We start from the raw sequence: 16946 nt of genomic DNA, 5'->3' as shown, positions 1-16946 counted from the left end.
CGACGATTGATTGCTTGCTGTGAGATAAAGGTACTTTTTTATCCAGACACACAACAGTCTAGAAACGCCCAAAAAATATTTTTTGCCGACCTAAAAAAAGTGATTCCAATCACAAGTGTATTGGATATAATCCGCGCGCTTTGCCAAAAACGTTGAATTTTGCAAAGTTATTTTGAACAAATACCCTAGTAAATGGGGTTGTCTATCCTAATTTTTATTGAGTATCACAAATAATGAGCAAGATTGATAAAGCTATGCGCATTCTGCTGGCGGGTTTCTGTATCAACCTTTGTCTTGGCATTCTTTATGCCTGGAGCGTATTTAACAAAGCCCTAGTAACCGACTTTGGTTGGAGTGCAGCTGATGCGTCTTCACCTTATGCTATTGCGACCATCGCTTTTTCTGTCTGTCTTTTAGTTGCGGGCATTTTACAAGATCGTATGGGGCCTCGTAATATCCTGATCCTAGGCACAACATTGACAGGCCTTGGCATGATTGCCTCTGGTTTTGCATCTTCTGTGCTGATGCTCAACATCACTTTTGGAGTGATCACTGGGGCAGGTATCGGCTTTGGTTATGCTTGCCTATCACCTTCGGCGATGAAATGGTTCCACCCAAGTAAAAAAGGGATGGTTAACGGTCTGATTGCTGCGGGTTTTGGTTTAGCTGCCATTTATCTTGCGCCGCTAACGTCTACATTGATCACTCACCTTGGCATCCAAACCAGTTTTATGATCTTGGGTGTCGGTGTATTAGTGATTGCCGTTCCTCTGGCTTGCACAATCAATAATCCGCCAACGGGTTATATTCCGGCCGAACCAACACTAAAAGCAGGTCAAGAAGCTAAGGTTGTCGCTAAAGCGGCAAATCTAAGCTGGAAAGCGATGCTGAAAACACCACAATTTTATGCGCTGTGGTTAATGTATGCCCTAGCCGCTTCTGTTGGCCTAATGATCATCGGGAACATCACCAATATCGCCAGCGTTCAGGCCAATCTGCCTAATGCCGTTTACCTTGCTTCTATCTTAGCGATTTTTAACTCTGGTGGCCGTATTGCAGCGGGTATCCTGTCCGATAAGATTGGTGGTGTACGTACTCTTCTTCTCGCGTTCTTACTACAAGGCGTGAATATGGTGCTGTTTGCCTCATTCGACTCTGAGTTTACCTTGATCATTGGTACTGCGATTGCGGCCATTGGCTATGGTACTTTGTTGGCCGTTTTTCCATCGATCACCGCAGAATTCTATGGTCTGAAAAACTACGGCACTAACTATGGTGTACTTTATACCTCATGGGGTATTGGTGGCGCGATTGGTGCAGCCGTTGTCGGCTACTCAATGACTCACGGTGGCGGTTATACACTCGCTTACACCATTTCTGCCGGTATGATGGCTGTATGTATTGTGCTTGCGTTGATCACTAAGCCGATGTCTGCGGAAAAAGTAGCACAGTTACAAACCGCATAACCTGAAATTCTCTTGTTGTTCAGAGCCTGACCTAGTCAGGCTCTTTTTTATCTGCTTTCTCTTAGTAGAGAAAGCCGCAAGTTGGACATTTCCCCTCTTCCTTTGCTTTAATTCACTCATTCTCATTTTTCGTTTAGTGAACATGAACTCTAAATCCTCTCTCCTTCTGCTATTCGTGACTCTATTTTCCGGGTGTGCTATGTACGCAGGCATCAATTATGACCAATTGTTTGGTACAGAGCATGTCCGCAACCGGCAGGTGCCTCTGCAATCAAATCAAGCACAATATTTCATGAAGGAAGTGAAACCGATCATTGATAATCGCTGTGTTGTTTGCCATGCCTGTTACGATGCCCCTTGTCAGTTAAAAATGACCTCGGTTGACGGAATTGATCGCGGAGCGAGTAAAGCATTGGTTTATCAAGGCACTCGTCTGACTGCAGCCACGCCGACTCGTCTTTATGAAGATGCACAATTTACTCAACAATGGCGTGAGGCAGGTTTTCATCCCGTATTGAATGAACGAGACCAAATACAACAAGCCAACCTTGATGCGGGTGTTATGGCTCGTTTATTGATGCAAAAAGAGCGCCACCCATTACCTAAACAAGATCAATTGACGGGATTTGATTTTTCGATCGATCGTGAACAAACCTGTCCAACGATCAATGAGATGGCGCAATATGAAAAAAACAACCCAAACTGGGGAATGCCTTTTGGCATGCCGAACTTATCCGCAAATGAATACGCAACGCTTCTCTCTTGGCTAGAACAAGGTGCGGTCATGAATCAGCCTTTGCCGCTTTCACAACAAGAACAAACCTTAGTGGATGAATATGAAGCTCTGCTGAATTTCAGTGCACGTAAAAATCAGCTCACTGCACGTTATATCTATGAGCACTTATTTCTCTCACATCTCTATTTTTCAGACATCGCCGTAGAACGCCCGCGTTTCTTTAAATTGGTTCGCTCAGCGACACCACCCAGTGAGCCTGTGAAGCGGATTGCGACTCGCCGTCCTTATGATGATCCAAAGGTTGAGCGTGTTTACTATCGCCTGATCCCAGAGCAAGAAACGATTGTGGATAAAACACACATGCCTTTTGCCCTCAATCAACAACGCATAGCAAACTGGAAAACATGGTTTATTGATGCCGACTACCACGTTGCACAGTTACCAAGTTACACCCCAGAGATTGCAGCAAACCCAATGTCTGCATTTATTGATTTACCCGTGAAAGCACGTTTCAAGTTCTTACTAGATAATGCCCAGAACACCGTGATGGCGTTTATTAAAGGGCCAGTTTGTCGGGGGCAGCTTGCCTTAAACGTCATAAATGACCGATTCTGGGTCTTTTTCCTTGATCCAGATAAAGCCGATCTGCCTGAGGTCAACGAGTTTTATCGCTCACAAGTTGATAACTTAAAACTGCCCGCGGAACAAGAGAATACCGCCCTTCCTTTGAGTAATTGGGTGCGCTATTCGTTACAACAAAGCCGTTACCTTGAAGCTAAATCGGCATTCATTAATCAATGGTTTAAAAATGGAACACACCTTACCACGGATATTATTTGGGATGGTTCAGGGACTAACCCGAATGCGGCGCTAACCATTTTCCGCCACTTTGATAGTGCATCGGTAGTACAAGGTTTGGTTGGTGAGCCACCGAAAACCGCTTGGGTAATGGATTATGCCTTACTAGAGCGTATCCATTACCTACTTGTTGCCGGTTTTGATGTTTACGGCAATTTCGGGCATCAGCTTATTACGCGTATGTTTATGGACTTTCTGCGTATGGAAGGTGAGAGTAATTTTGTTGCGCTCCTACCTCGTGCTATGCGTCATCAAGAGTTATCGAGTTGGTACCAAGACCAAAGCGTACAGTTTTCAGCGTTCTTGCAACGCAACGTCAAACCTTTTGACCAACCCACTAGCGTCCACTATGTTAGCGACAACCCGAAACTGGAGTTATTTACAAAACTTCGTGCTCAGGTACAACCTGTGCTGAATCAACGCTACACCGTTACTCAGACAGGTTTGAAAGCCGAAAATGAATTTGTACTACGCCAGATCGATCATCTACGTGGGGAAGGTTTACTGCCTATCCCGCAATTGATGATGCTAATGGTTGAAAATGAGCATGGTCAGTCGCAGCTGTTTACGCTTATCCATAACAATGCACACACCAATATTTCCAGCTTATTCGATGAGCACAATAATCGTGATCCCAAAAACGATGATTTAACCTTAGTACGAGGTGTTGTGGGCAGTTATCCTTCGGCGTATTTGAAGCTGAAAGAAAATCAAATTCCAGAGCTTTATCAGCACCTTGCCCAGATGAAGACCGAGCAAGACTATATTGCATTACTGGATCGTTTTGCCATTCGCCGCAGTTCCCCCGAATTTTGGGCATTTAGCGATGAAGTCCATCAATGGTACCGCCAAGACCAACCCATTGAATTTGGCTTGCTCGATTACAACCGTTTCGAAAATCGTTAATTCATCCTTCCTATCCCCTTTAAGAAAAGTTCACTTAAAGGGGATCTTTTCTCAGCCTTAACTCGTACCTAGCAGTAACCATCGTTTTGTCGTCAAACTGACATAACAAACCCACATTGCTTTGGGCTAAACTTATTCTTGATGGGATAAAAATCCATCAACGCAATGTCCTAATGATTGACATGCAAGAGCCATCACAGGAGGTAGTCGATGAACATTCGTGATCGCATTGAAACCATTGAACAAGAAATTTATGTTGCTTGTTCTGAAGGTGATTTAGAAACTGTCACTCTGCTTGAACAGCAATTAGAACAGTTGCGCGGTAAGGTCACCAGCCATGAACCCTATGCACCAGAAGGTAGAGAATACTGGGATAGCGATTGGCGTTAATGACCCAATGATCATCTGTATTGAGCATGATGATTGGGGGGTCGACATAAGAGCCGAATCTAACGATTTGGCTCTTATCGCTTGACTCAAAAGCTAAGTGCCCAAGATTAATAGCGGTAGACTCAACAGTGTATCTCCCGTGGAAGCAAACCCGATGATGATTCCGATTAAGCCACACACCAACCCTAAATACCAAACAGTAGAAACTACCTGCGCATAACGGTTAAGCGGTAGCAAATGACTATGATGACGTTGACGCCACTCAAAAATGATATCGAGTGTCCCCATCAAGAGTAGGAATCCAAACAGGGTTAAGCCTAAGCGGTAGCTCAGTGCAATACCGCCGGCTATCGCCAGTACACAGACAATAAGACCCGCCTTGCTGTTCATTGAAAAACTCACGCTTTTCAACACATGACCACCATCTAGTGGTAATACTGGCAATAAGTTAAACAAATTCAAAAATGCGTTGAATACGGCAAGAGCAGCCCAAAACGGGGAATCGGTTACCCAGTACACTCCCACCAAAAGCAGTGAAAGCAAAAAACCAAAACAGGGTCCCATGATTGAGATAACGACATCTTGCCAACGGGTATTGATTTTCTCGTCACTGAGTGCCAAGCCACCGAAGAATGGGATCAGATATATTCCTTTGGTTTTCATACCAAAATACTTCATTGCTCGCACATGACCATATTCGTGAAAAACCAGGCAGCCGATCAACGCGAGGGCAAACTGAAATGAAAATAGCCATGAATATGCCGCAAGACTGGCGGAAGCCATCACCACCTTGATCATCTTGGCACTCTTGAGCGCTTTCATCGCCAACGAAGCCAATCCGACCACGCTCAATTTGCGTTCCACTTTTGGCGCTTCATGTGGCGTTTGGCGCTCAATGTCTTTTTCACTACGCACGCCTTGCGAAATAACGTCACCATTGAGCAACGTTTGGTAACGCAATTCAAACGGTTGCCAAGTCAATTGGATCGCAACACAACAATCCAGCGCAGTCTCCCCTTGCGTCAGTTGGAAATGATGCTGAATCTCTCCATCATTGCTCTCCTGAGCAGCACGCTGTGCTACCAGAATGTCATTCCAAAACAGTTGTTGCCATCCTGCCATCGACCCTTCTAGTCGTAATGGTTTGCCTAAATAATCAATGCGAAGCAGTTCCAAGTTTCAATCCGATGGTCGCTATAAAGATGCCGTATTATAACGAAAGCCTTGAAAAGAAGCAGAAATTTCCCATTTCCAGCTGCGCCTGTTGCTCAAGAAAATCTGTGATTTGGATGAATTTACCGATTATCCCTTTAAATCTTGAGCTTAAAATGGATAATACGCGCTTACATTTATTTACAAGGTGGGTACTTATGTCTACTGAAGCAACTTTACTTGAACGCTGTCAATCACAATGCGAGTTATGCGCTGCATCAGCTCCTCTTTCTCCTTTTGTGGTTGCTCCGCATGCCTTAGTCACTGTTGATCACGCTGTGATGCTGTGTGACACCTGTAAAGGACAAATCGAAAACCCAGAGACAGTGGATGTAAATCACTGGCGTTGTTTAAATGACAGCATGTGGAGCCAAGTGCAACCTGTTCAGGTTCAAGCATGGCGCCAACTCAAACGCCTTTCTGAAACAGAAACTTGGGCTCGTGATCTGCTAGATATGATGTATCTGGATGAAGACACTGCAAAGTGGGCTGAGATCGGTATGGATGATGATGCAGAAAAGCCACGTGACGTGAACGGTGTTGAACTGAAAAAAGGCGACGATGTTACTGTCATCAAAGATCTGCCAGTGAAAGGCTCAAGCATGGTGATCAAACAAGGTACCGCAGTTCGTGGTATCGCACTGACTGAAGATCCAAAGCATATTCAAGGTAAAGTCAACGGCCAGAGCATGTACATCATTGCTGAATACTGCCGTAAAAAATAATCGCGAATGAACCATTGAGTGTTCGAACGAGATGAATAAAGAAAAAGCGCTGTTGGCGCTTTTTCTTTATTTGCAGCATCAGGTGATGCCATCAACCAAAATTAAAAACAAAAAAGTCGGCAATTTGCCGACTTTTCAAATTCGATTTTTGTGTGCTTAACGGTACAAACCCACATCTTTTTGGATGTGTGCTGACATTTCAGCAGCGTAGTAATGACGTGGTTCATTATCTACAAACAAAATGTCAAACAGATGAGCAATCAATCCTTTGAAGTTAACCGTATAGGTTTTTTTATCCTTAGAGGTTGGGACAGTCATTGTTCCCATTTGCATTGCATGAGCCATGTTAGCCTCTCTTGAATCGGTCACTTACTTTGTTGATGTGAATATTAGTCAATCACTTGATGGTTAGAAAATGACTAATTTTACACATTCGAATAAGTTAAACTAATGAAACAAGGCGTTAACAAACGCCGGGTTAGATATGCAATCTCAAACCAAAAAGATCAAAAATCAAGCATTTTCATCGCATAATTATTTGAGCGCCATTTTCGCACTCAAATAATTTAACAAACCATTTACTGTATTTTTTTACTAAATGTTTCTCTCTTCTCACATGGGTAAATAAGGAGAGTGTGCTGTTTATTATAAATTTTTCCCGATGATGGCTTTACGTTGTCCTTTTTGACGAACTAATGAAGCAATCACCGCCACGCTCATCGTGATCAACAAAACACACAAGGAAACAGGAGTTGGTATTGCCCAAGGTGAACCAACTAACATCATCTTCACACCAATAAACATCATAATGAAAGCTAATGCTGGTTTAAGATAGAAAAATTTATCCATCATTCCCTGCAGCACAAAATACAGGGATCGCAAACCAAGTAGAGCAAATACGTTTGCTGCCAGAACCAAGAATGGCTCTTGTGTCACCGCAAAAATAGCGGGAATTGAGTCCAGTGCAAACATCACATCCATAAATGCGATAACACCAATTACGATAAACATAGGTGTGACCCACCAGCGGCCTTGCTGTTTGGTGATAAGCCTATTGTCTTGATACTCCTCTGTTACTCTAAACCAGCGACGAATCAATCGCTCAGGCAATGGATTGATAGCCTCTTCACCTTTATCTCGCGCTAATTGGATCCCTGTCCAAATCAGGAACAGAGCAAACACATATAAAATCCAATGGTATTGGCTGAGTAGCTGAGCCCCTACAGCAATCATGATGGCACGTAAAACCAAAGCACCAACCACTCCCCACAAGAGAGCACGCGGGCGCAAGTGCTCCGGCACGGAGTATTGATGAAAAATAATCGCAAAAACAAATAAGTTATCAACACTCAATGATTTTTCGAGCAAGTAACCAGTAATAAAGGAGAGGGTGGCTTTTTCTGCGCTGTAACTGCTGTGCGGTGCATACCATTGCCAACCGTAGTAAAGGCTTACGGCAAAAACAAATGCCAGAAGAAACCAGAAAAGACTCCAGATAGCCGCATTTTTGATCGTGACTTTTCCTCCACGGGTTTGCCACAAATCAACAGCCACAAGAGTTAAGGTAAGTAGGCCGAAGCCCAGATAAGTCATTGGGGACATATTTCCTCCGAAAACGGAAGATCTTAGGTAGTCGCCAAACCTCAAGACCCTCCGCATACCAATAAGCGCTGCAATAAATACAGCATTGAATGCGTTGGTCTCGTCGAAGCATTGAAGTTGGATTCAGAGCTTATATTTGCCGGTTGAGTCAATCTCAACGTGATGACGACAAATAAACCTAAGGCGACTACTCCCCAAAACAGCGCCATTTTATGCCTGTGCTAAAACGATGTCTATGAGCGGATGAAGAAAAAGGAGCCGTAGTAAAGGCTCCTTCTAGGTATGGCTGCCCAGTATCGAATTGCAGCAGACGCGGTAACTAAATACTGGTATATCTAAACACCGGCGAAAGGTAATAGATAAATGAGAGCTGACCATACGCCAACCCAAGCCACCACTACTAATGTATCGAACCAATCTTGACTTAACATGTTCTTCCCCTTTTGCTCGGCAGAATTGAGCAGAAACTAAACAGAACATAGCAAGCTATATGCCAATTATTGGTTCTCAATAATCTCGAATATGTTGATGTCCAATATCAATATTAATGATGGCATTCACAAAAATTATTGGAGTGTGTTGTGAGCAAGTCAGGACAATCAGAAAGCAGTTCAATAAATGCATCTGCCATGGAGATCTGCGTGACCATGCCCTCACCTTCCATTTCCAACAACGCATCATAACCTTCTTTGCCTTTCATGGTATAAGCCGAAGATGTACCGCAATATGAGCTATCAAAATCAACAGGTTGCCATTTTCCCTCTAAGCAAATCTGCAATTGTGTAATACGTTGACCAAGCGGCTTATGCGCCAGATATTGATAGCGCAATTGATGACAATACGGATAACTGCCCGATCCTGTCCCTTCTACCCCATTACTTAATGCATTGTTGATTGCCCCTTCGAGCGCACGAGCAATGACCCGCCCAGTGACTTGGTAAACACCGATCGGCACGGCAAAAGGCAAAAGTTTTCCTGCCACATCGGCAACCGAAATCGATCCCGGCAAAATAGACGTTCGTACACCGCCAGCATTATGAATCGCAAACTGAACGTCCAAACCTCGCTTATTGAGTGCATGTACAAATGCCTTAGCCACTAGCGGAGCTATTTCACTGCCTCCTGCAGTATCCGGAATTCGGATATGGCGCAGCGTGCGATCCGCCTGTGCAATGATCTGTTGCTGTAGCTGGCGAACTCTCGGAATGTATTTTTCCTGTAGCAGTTTGTGCAATACAGGATCTTTCTTACAGACCACGACATTAGGATGATTATCCACTTCATCGCGTGCTTGGCTGTAGTGCTCACTGATTTGTTCTTGGCTCATACTTGCATCAACAAACATGCGTCGTCCTAGCAATAGCTCGTTACGCCCCTCAAATCGTGTCACTTCTCCATCAGCAGCAAAATCAATTTGGCAATGACCGAGTGTGAGCGCATAAAAACCCGCCTGAACAATATAGGTGTTATTGATCTTCAAGCCATATTCGTCTTGGCTGCCAATGCCGAGTGCGGAGAAATCTCCCTGCAAGACATGGCTATGACCACCGACGATCACGCTGATCCCTGCGACTTGTTCTGCAAGCGCTATATCACCTTCATAACCAAGATGGCTCAGTAACACAATTTTATTGATACCTTGCCGATGAATGGCTGATACGGTGGCTTTGGCTGTAGCCACCGCGTTAACGAAAGGAGTATCACTGTCAGGGTTAGCAATATCGGCCATTTTATCAATCGAAAGGCCAAAGATTGCAATCTTCTCCCCTTTTGCCTCTTTTTCGATCCAGCGAGCATACCCTTGAGCTGCGTCAAAACTGTAAACTTTCGGATTGGTTGCCAGACGCAGTGATTTACTCTCGCGCTCATGTGAGAGATCCCAGTTCCCGGCTAATAATGGAAACTGGATACGCTGGGCAAACTGAGCAACCGGATAGTTTCCCATATCCAGTTCATGATTGCCGACCGCCATTGCATCCAATTTAAGGGCATTGAGCATGTCGGCATTGGCTTTACCTTTGAACAGCGAGAAATACAAGGTACCTTGAAAGCAATCACCCGCATGCAAAAACAGGAATTCTCGCTGAATACGATCTGCATCATCACGTAACTGTGCGACACGGGTTGCTATTCGAGCGAAGCCACCCGCACTGACAAACGGTTTTAGCGTATCCGCTTCATGTTCAAGCGTCAGTTGTAACGAGGTGGGTTCAAAGTAGGAATGGGTGTCATTAATGTGTGCCAACGTGATCGACGCTGGCTGATTTTTTCTTCTCATAGGCATACGTCTTCTCTCTTATCCACTCCTATCCTAGCTCGCCGATCATGACAGAATCGTGACTTTTATGAAACCTCTCTGAAATTTTAATGACTCATAATTACCCACATCACATTTTCTTTAGGTAGTTCATCACAAAAGTGTGACCTTTCATCGGAAAACCTAAGCTTAACACCCTGCTTATATTGGTTTTTTCCTTTATTCTTAAAGAACACTCACTTGAGCCTATTCTTTCACTCTGGTGAGCATTCTAAGGAGCAGCCTATGCATTTAGAGCGAATTGAAATCGCTGGCTTTCGTGGCATCCGCCGACTATCACTGACCTTTGATGAAATAACGACCCTTATTGGCGAAAACACTTGGGGTAAATCCTCGTTGTTAGATGCGTTATCTGTGGTTTTGCCTGCTGATGGTTCTCTTTACCAGTTTACGTTACAAGATTTTCACGTCGACTATTCGATTGCCGATCCTCAAACTCAGGATTTGCAGATTATCTTGATTTTTCAAGCCGCCGATCACTATGAGCCTAAAGCTGGCCGCTATAGAAAACTCAAACCCATTTGGCAAACCGATGAACAAGGCGCGCAAAAAATCATTTATCGCATCAGTGCTTCACGAGTTAAATACGATATCAACACCCAATTCGCCTTTTTAGATTTAGCTGGAAATCCATTACCACTCCATCACTCTGAAAAACTGGCGCAGGAATTGATGAGCTTACACCCCGTGATCCGTTTAAAAGACTCACGGCGTTTTGAGAAAAACATTCAAAATGGCAACGGTAAGAATGCACGAGTTGAAAAGCGGATCAGCAATACTTGGCGACGCCTCATGGCAACGCCTGGGCATGTCAATAAAGGGGAGATCCGTAGTAGTCTTAGCGCGATGAACTCGTTGGTAGAGCATTACTTCTCTTTCAAAAGCCAAACTCGTAAGAATCCGCGTCGTGAACGGGATAGCTTGCTTTATTCTGCCTCACCCAATGAAAAAACGCTCAGCCAAATTGTTCATGAAACAAAGAACAAACAAACCAAGCTGTTATTACTGGGGCTATTAAATGCTTACTTACAGGGTAAAGGCCCGAAAGAACTGAGACGCTGTGCACGACCGATTTTGATCATTGAAGATCCTGAAGGTCGCTTACACCCAACCCACCTTGCACGCGCTTGGAGCTTCCTCGATTTATTACCCATGCAGAAAATTTTAACCACCAACAGCGGAGATTTATTAGGCGCAGTGCCTTTACACTCGATCCGACGCTTGGTGAGAAAATCGGATCGCACCATTGCAACCCGAGTATCACAACGCAGTTTAAGTCGTGATGAATTACGTAAAATTGGGTTCCATATCCGCTTTCACCGTTCTGGAGCACTCTTCGCCCGTTGCTGGCTACTCGTTGAAGGTGAAACCGAAGTTTGGTTGTTTAATGAGTTGGCTCGTCAATGTGGCTATAACCTTGCAGCTGAAGGTGTCCAGATTGTTGAATTCGCCCAATCAGGACTGAAATCATTGATCAAAGTCGCTCGTGCATTTGGAATTGATTGGCATGTGGTCACCGATGGGGATCCTGCCGGTAAAAAATACTCAGCGACGGTACGCGGCTTATTGGGGCATGACCAAGAACGACATCGATTAACCGAATTACCGGATCGCGATATTGAACACTTTTTATATACGCATGGCTTTGAATATTTCTTTAAAGAACTGGCCAAAATCCCTCACGATCACCCGATTCCGGCCAAAAAAGTGGTTTCCAAAGTTCTGAAAAAACATGCCAAACCCGATCTCGCCTTGGCGATTGTTTCTCATTGCGAGATGAACGGGATGGAATGTATTCCCGTACTTTTACGCTGGACGCTAAAACGCGTCATCACCATGGCAAATGGCAACACTTAACATGACCCAGTCAGAGCCTAGGTTTATCGTGGTCCAATAACAAAAAAGCCACACCTTTAGGGTGTGGCGGTATCCAATCATTGATCGATACGAAAGATAATACCTTTATCAAGACTCAAACCGTTTTCCCTAACCTGTTGAAGTATCAAATTGTCGATATCATCTGGGGGATTTTACTTTTAACGAGGCGCCACTTCGGCCGCAACCTCAGTTTTTGCTGGTGCAGAGCAAGATTGATTCGACTTTTGGTATAACCAAAGCCCACTCGCTTTCATTAAATACCCAAACACACCGCCGAGCATCAAAGAAGGAACGACTAATTGCCAGTCGCCTTCCGCCGCAAAGGTTGCACAACAGCCAATAAAAGTTCCTGGGATATAAGCCAACCACGATTTTTGAGCTTGAATACACATGATGAAGGCCACGATTGCCGTCACAACGTAACCGATAATTTCAATACCAACCCACTGGCTAGCGTGAATAATGAGCATTGCCCAAAAAACACCACTAAGGTTCGTCAGCAAGCTTTGCCCGAGCCCTTTTAGTCCCTCTTTCGGTGATGCAAAATAACTCGTGCATCCTAAGAAGCCAGCCCAAGAGAGTAAGCCAAGGGAGACGGCAACCCACCCCCAAACCCCAGAAAGGATCCCAGTAGTCAATGCAATTGCAAACAGTGTGCTCATATCCGCCTCAAAAATACTGAACAAGTCCAGCGTTGGTGATTAAGGCGTCATGCTAACGGAATCCAGCATCGTATCAAGTGATACCTATCACAATAAAATGTATGAATGCATTGAATATACATTCATTTGGTGACGCAACCGATAAATCAACAGATTAAGGAAATATGATAGTGTCTATAAGACACTGGGTTTTCCTTTCATCATGCGCAACCCTTCACGTTTAATACACTCCGCTAGCGGGTTCTCTTCCATGTCTGCACGCCAGATAAATGAAAGCGTACGCTCCATATTGAGCTCAGGAACGTTCAATGCAACCAGTAATCCACTTTCGATAAAGCGTTCCACATCCAGATAAGGTAAACAAGTCAAATAAGGTCCATTCGCCACCAAGGTACGCAGCACAGGAACATGTTCATATTCACGCCATACATCTAGGTCTGCAATTAATGGGTGAATCACACTATCAAAAATATTGCGAGTACCTGCACCTTGTTCACGCAGCACCCATTTCGCCTGCTCAAGTTGAGCCAAACTGACCGATTCACGTTTAGCAAACGGATGATGAGCAGAAGCCACTATCGTTAAATGGTCGCGGCACCATACTTCTTGGTAGATGCGGTTATCATCACAACGTCCTTCAATAATGCCAAGGTCATATTTATAGTCGAGAACGCCTTCAATCACCCCTTTGGTACTCTTCACACCTAATGAAATGCGAATCTCTGGGAAGTCACTATCAATAATGCTGATAAGATCAGGCACTAAGTGTTCCGCGGGTGTTTGGCTTGCTCCTAAACGAATTTCCCCACTGAGCAGATGTTGATCATAAAACCCCATCTCAATCTGCTGTGCATCTTGTAGTAAGCGTTTTGCTTTGGGGCGAAGCCACATGCCCCAATGAGTTAATGCCATCTGTTTGCCTTGTCTCTCAAACAGAGGGCGCCCTAGCATTTTTTCCAACTGAGCTAAAGACATGCTAGTAGCGGATTGGGTGAGCGCCAGTTTATCCGCTGCCTGACTCACACTGCCACAATCGGCAACAGCATCAAATACCGCTAATTGCTTTAATGAATATCGCACTGCCTATCCTATTATTTTCATTGATCGTTTTGCTCGACATGAGCAAGCGGTTTCATTTTACGCCTCCCTTTCCCCTTATCAACATAATTGATGAGGTTTTTAAAAATTATCAATTTTACCTTTACCGGTACCTCCCCCTAACCTAAGGCCGTAGCAACGCATCAGGTGTTGTTTATTAAACGGAGGTAAACATGAAACTGAGTTTGGGGAGCGAATATGTCTGCAGCCTACTCTAAAAATCAAAACTGCTTTTCACCCACAGAAATGATGGCTGAAGCAGAGAAGTTTGCGCTGAGCAAAGCCAAAAAAACCAGCGGAATGATTTTAGGTCTTTCTGTTATGGCGGGGGCGTTTATCGGGCTAGCTTTTCTGTTTTATATCACTGTCACAACAGGCAGTGCCTCTGCCGGTTGGGGGTTAAGCCGCCTAGCGGGTGGTGTGGCATTCAGTATGGGGCTGATTTTGATCGTCATCTGTGGTGGCGAGTTGTTCACGAGCTCTGTGTTGTCCAGCATTTCATGGGCCAATCGCGAAATCAGTTTCGGCAAAATGTTGTCGATCTGGGGCAAGGTGTATGTCGGTAACTTTATCGGCGCCATTTTTCTCCTGCTGTTGGTTACTGCGGCCGGTCTTTACCAACTGGATAATGGCCAATGGGGGCTAAATGCACTGAATATCGCACAGCACAAACTGCACCATACCGTGGTACAAGCCTTTGCGTTGGGGGTCCTTTGTAACCTTTTAGTGTGTTTGGCCATTTGGCTGACCTTTAGTTCTGCCAATGCCATGACTAAGGCAGCCATGACCATCATGCCTGTCGCTATGTTTGTCTCCAGTGGTTTTGAACACTGCGTTGCCAACATGTTTATGGTGCCTCTGGGTATTGTTATTCAAAACTTCGCACCAGATAGCTTTTGGCAGCAAGTGGGGGTTTCAGCAAGCCAATACAGCGATTTAAATGTCACCCAATTTGTTACTGCCAATTTAATCCCTGTCACGCTAGGCAACATTGTCGGTGGTGCAGTTCTCGTGGGGCTAGCGAACTGGAGCATTTATCGTCGTCCACAGTTAAAAGCCGCAAATGTTACAACGATTACAGAAACTCAAGCACTTACGTCAGTCAAGGAAATTATTATGAAAAACACAATTACAGTAAAAGATATGATGAATACTCAACCTGTTACTCTCAGTGTTGATATGACAACGCCTGCCGCAATCGACACTCTACTCGACCATCATTTGTCTGCGGCTCCTGTTGTTGATGTTCAAGGCCGTTTGGTTGGTGTTCTATCTACTCATGATGTGATGGTGGATCTGTGGTGCCAAGACTACCTGCCAAGCAAAGATCAAAAAGTCGTCGATCTAATGTCACGTGATGTGATCGCCATTGATATTAATGACAAGTTGGTTGATGTAGCTGAATTTTTCTGTATCGATAAAGAGCAACTCTTCCCAACGACAAATATGGGCATTGCCACTCGCTTTAATTCACTCTCACTGGAAGAACGTGCAAAGAGCATGAAAGTCAACAAGCCTCATGTATTGCCTGTTCTGCAAGATGGTCAATTTGTCGGTGTATTGGAACGTAACGATGTACTTGCAGCACTTCGTCCTATCTACGGTGAACGTATGCAGATGGTCAAAGAGAAAGAGCTCGCTCGCGCTTAATCTTCTCCTCATTTTGGTTAGGAAATAAGTCGCTTAACCAAAAGCAAGCCCCCTAGTTTACTAGGGGGCTTTTTACTCATCTCACCTGAGCCATCAGTGAGTTAAGAGTAAAATAACTATTTTTGAACACCTTCTACGTACAATTCCATATCAACGTAGCTTGATGTCCCCATAACTTGAATACCGAAATCTTTCAATTCCAAACGCGTAGTACCCATGAAACCAGCACGTTGGCCACCCCAAGGGTCTTGCCCAGCACCAATAAACTCCGCATTAATCACGATGGGCTTAGTCTGGCCATGCAGTGTTAAGTCACCTTTGACATCCAGCTGACCATTTCCCTTGTCAACGACTTCGGTACTTTTAAAGGTTGCCGTGGTGTACTTAGAAGCATCAATAAAATCGGAACTACGAATGTGCTTATCACGTTCTGCATGGTTTGAATCCAAGCTTCTTGTATCCACATTTACCGTAACACTTGAACTCGTAATATTGGCTGGGTCATAAGAAAATTCCCCATCAAACTTATTGAAACGTCCTTTAGTAAAACTAAAACCCAAATGACTGACTTTAAAGTTGATGGATGCATGAGCACCTTTCGTATCAATCACATAATCAGCAGCATTCGCTGTAAACGGAATGGACATGACTGCAGCAAGACCCACTGCCATTAGTGTTTTTTTCATTTTGATGCTCCTGTCAGCATTTTGCGTAACGTATTATCACGATTAATGAAATGGTGTTTGAGAGCAGCCAAAGCATGTAAGACTGCAATCGTAATTAAACCCCAAGCGGTGTAGAAATGGATCTCTCCAGCAATATCCGCTTGGTTTTCAAATAGCGCACCCGCCCCCGGCACGGTAAACCAATCAAAAACTTCAATACCTCGACCATCTTCTGTTGAGATGAGATACCCAGAAACAAAAAGGACAAACAGTCCAACGTACATCAAGTGATGAGCACTTTTAGCCGTTACTATTTCCCAGCGCGCACCTTCAATTTTCGGTGATGAAGAGAGTGCTTTCCAAATCAGACGAAAAAGCGTTAATCCCCCCAGTAGCAAGCCTACCGACTTATGCCAGTGCGGTGCCGTGCGATACCACTCACTGTAATAAGAGAGGTCCACCATCCAAGTACCAAGCGCAAACAGACCAATAATGATCAATGCAGAAATCCAATGGATACTACGTGCCAGCCCGTTATAGTGTGGATTGTTTGAAGTTTTCATCACATGAATGCTCTTATAATAATTTAGTTACAGGCATGTAGCTTATTGGTTAATAACTATTCACGAAAGAGTATTTACTAAATTTTACGCGGCGAATAGTCAAACAGACTGAAGAAGTACATCAAAAATTTAGAACGAACTTTTCTGAAACCGAGAACCAGCCTTGTGCCAGTAAGGTTTGAATCCATCCTTCCTAGCGTTTTCAACCACACAATGGC

General features: G+C 44.3%; 14 protein-coding genes. 6 read left to right on the top strand and 8 right to left on the bottom strand.

The genetic code is table 11. The features are described 5' to 3' along the window. Window positions 1–233: 233 nt before the first annotated feature. The 3 genes from EPB59_RS14095 to EPB59_RS14085 all read left to right on the top strand — a co-directional run bounded on the left by EPB59_RS14095 (window position 234) and on the right by EPB59_RS14085 (window position 4356). Entirely contained in the window at window positions 234–1466 is a 1233-nt protein-coding gene (locus tag EPB59_RS14095; RefSeq protein WP_154173373.1) for an L-lactate MFS transporter, read from the top strand. 142 nt (window positions 1467–1608) lie between these two features. Beyond that, complete coding sequence (locus tag EPB59_RS14090) at window positions 1609–3966, top strand: fatty acid cis/trans isomerase (protein WP_195707153.1); 2358 nt, start codon at window positions 1609–1611, stop codon at window positions 3964–3966. A 210-nt stretch (window positions 3967–4176) separates the two neighbouring features. Next, a complete protein-coding gene (locus EPB59_RS14085; protein ID WP_055049843.1) occupies window positions 4177–4356 on the top strand; it encodes a hypothetical protein in 180 nt (59 codons plus the stop codon). 93 nt (window positions 4357–4449) lie between these two features. On the opposite strand, the gene EPB59_RS14080 is transcribed toward EPB59_RS14085, so the two are convergent. Then, window positions 4450–5532: a site-2 protease family protein gene (locus EPB59_RS14080; protein WP_154173370.1), complete on the bottom strand. Its 1083-nt coding sequence runs from the start codon at window positions 5530–5532 to the stop codon at window positions 4450–4452. 194 nt (window positions 5533–5726) lie between these two features. Between EPB59_RS14080 and EPB59_RS14075 the strand changes: the two genes are divergently transcribed. Beyond that, window positions 5727–6293, top strand: a complete 567-nt coding sequence (locus tag EPB59_RS14075) for a PhnA domain-containing protein (protein ID WP_055049841.1) — start codon at window positions 5727–5729, stop codon at window positions 6291–6293. 156 nt (window positions 6294–6449) lie between these two features. Here the strand turns inward: EPB59_RS14075 and EPB59_RS14070 are convergent, their stop codons facing one another. The 3 genes from EPB59_RS14070 to EPB59_RS14060 all read right to left on the bottom strand — a co-directional run bounded on the left by EPB59_RS14070 (window position 6450) and on the right by EPB59_RS14060 (window position 10179). After that, window positions 6450–6638, bottom strand: a complete 189-nt coding sequence (locus EPB59_RS14070) for a hypothetical protein (RefSeq protein WP_055034040.1) — start codon at window positions 6636–6638, stop codon at window positions 6450–6452. Between the two features lie 300 nt (window positions 6639–6938). Then, a complete protein-coding gene (locus EPB59_RS14065; protein WP_154173368.1) occupies window positions 6939–7895 on the bottom strand; it encodes a TerC/Alx family metal homeostasis membrane protein in 957 nt (318 codons plus the stop codon). A gap of 544 nt (window positions 7896–8439) precedes the next feature. Next, window positions 8440–10179 (bottom strand): bifunctional metallophosphatase/5'-nucleotidase, encoded by a 1740-nt coding sequence (locus EPB59_RS14060; protein WP_154173366.1) that lies wholly within the window; start codon window positions 10177–10179, stop codon window positions 8440–8442. Window positions 10180–10437: 258 nt separating this feature from the next. Between EPB59_RS14060 and EPB59_RS14055 the strand changes: the two genes are divergently transcribed. Further along, window positions 10438–12069: an ATP-dependent endonuclease gene (locus tag EPB59_RS14055; RefSeq protein WP_154173364.1), complete on the top strand. Its 1632-nt coding sequence runs from the start codon at window positions 10438–10440 to the stop codon at window positions 12067–12069. Between the two features lie 179 nt (window positions 12070–12248). On the opposite strand, the gene EPB59_RS14050 is transcribed toward EPB59_RS14055, so the two are convergent. Then, a complete protein-coding gene (locus tag EPB59_RS14050; protein WP_154173362.1) occupies window positions 12249–12752 on the bottom strand; it encodes a DUF1097 domain-containing protein in 504 nt (167 codons plus the stop codon). A gap of 174 nt (window positions 12753–12926) precedes the next feature. Continuing rightward, window positions 12927–13832, bottom strand: a complete 906-nt coding sequence (locus EPB59_RS14045) for a LysR substrate-binding domain-containing protein (protein WP_001270754.1) — start codon at window positions 13830–13832, stop codon at window positions 12927–12929. 216 nt (window positions 13833–14048) lie between these two features. On the opposite strand from EPB59_RS14045, the gene focA reads away from it, so the two are divergent. After that, window positions 14049–15500: a formate transporter FocA gene (gene focA / locus EPB59_RS14040; RefSeq protein WP_154173360.1), complete on the top strand. Its 1452-nt coding sequence runs from the start codon at window positions 14049–14051 to the stop codon at window positions 15498–15500. A 116-nt stretch (window positions 15501–15616) separates the two neighbouring features. On the opposite strand, the gene EPB59_RS14035 is transcribed toward focA, so the two are convergent. Then, window positions 15617–16186, bottom strand: a complete 570-nt coding sequence (locus EPB59_RS14035) for a YceI family protein (protein WP_055049835.1) — start codon at window positions 16184–16186, stop codon at window positions 15617–15619. After that, on the bottom strand, window positions 16183–16728 hold the full coding sequence (locus tag EPB59_RS14030) for a cytochrome b (RefSeq protein WP_154173358.1): 546 nt from the start codon (window positions 16726–16728) through the stop codon (window positions 16183–16185). The genes EPB59_RS14035 and EPB59_RS14030 overlap by 4 nt, the downstream gene beginning before the upstream one ends. Window positions 16729–16946 lie beyond the last annotated feature (218 nt).

The sequence above is a fragment of the Vibrio metoecus genome (genome assembly GCF_009665255.1).
Taxonomy (GTDB): domain Bacteria; phylum Pseudomonadota; class Gammaproteobacteria; order Enterobacterales; family Vibrionaceae; genus Vibrio; species Vibrio metoecus_B.
Note: the sequence above shows the minus strand (reverse complement) of the source record. Positions and strands in the feature narration are given on the sequence as shown.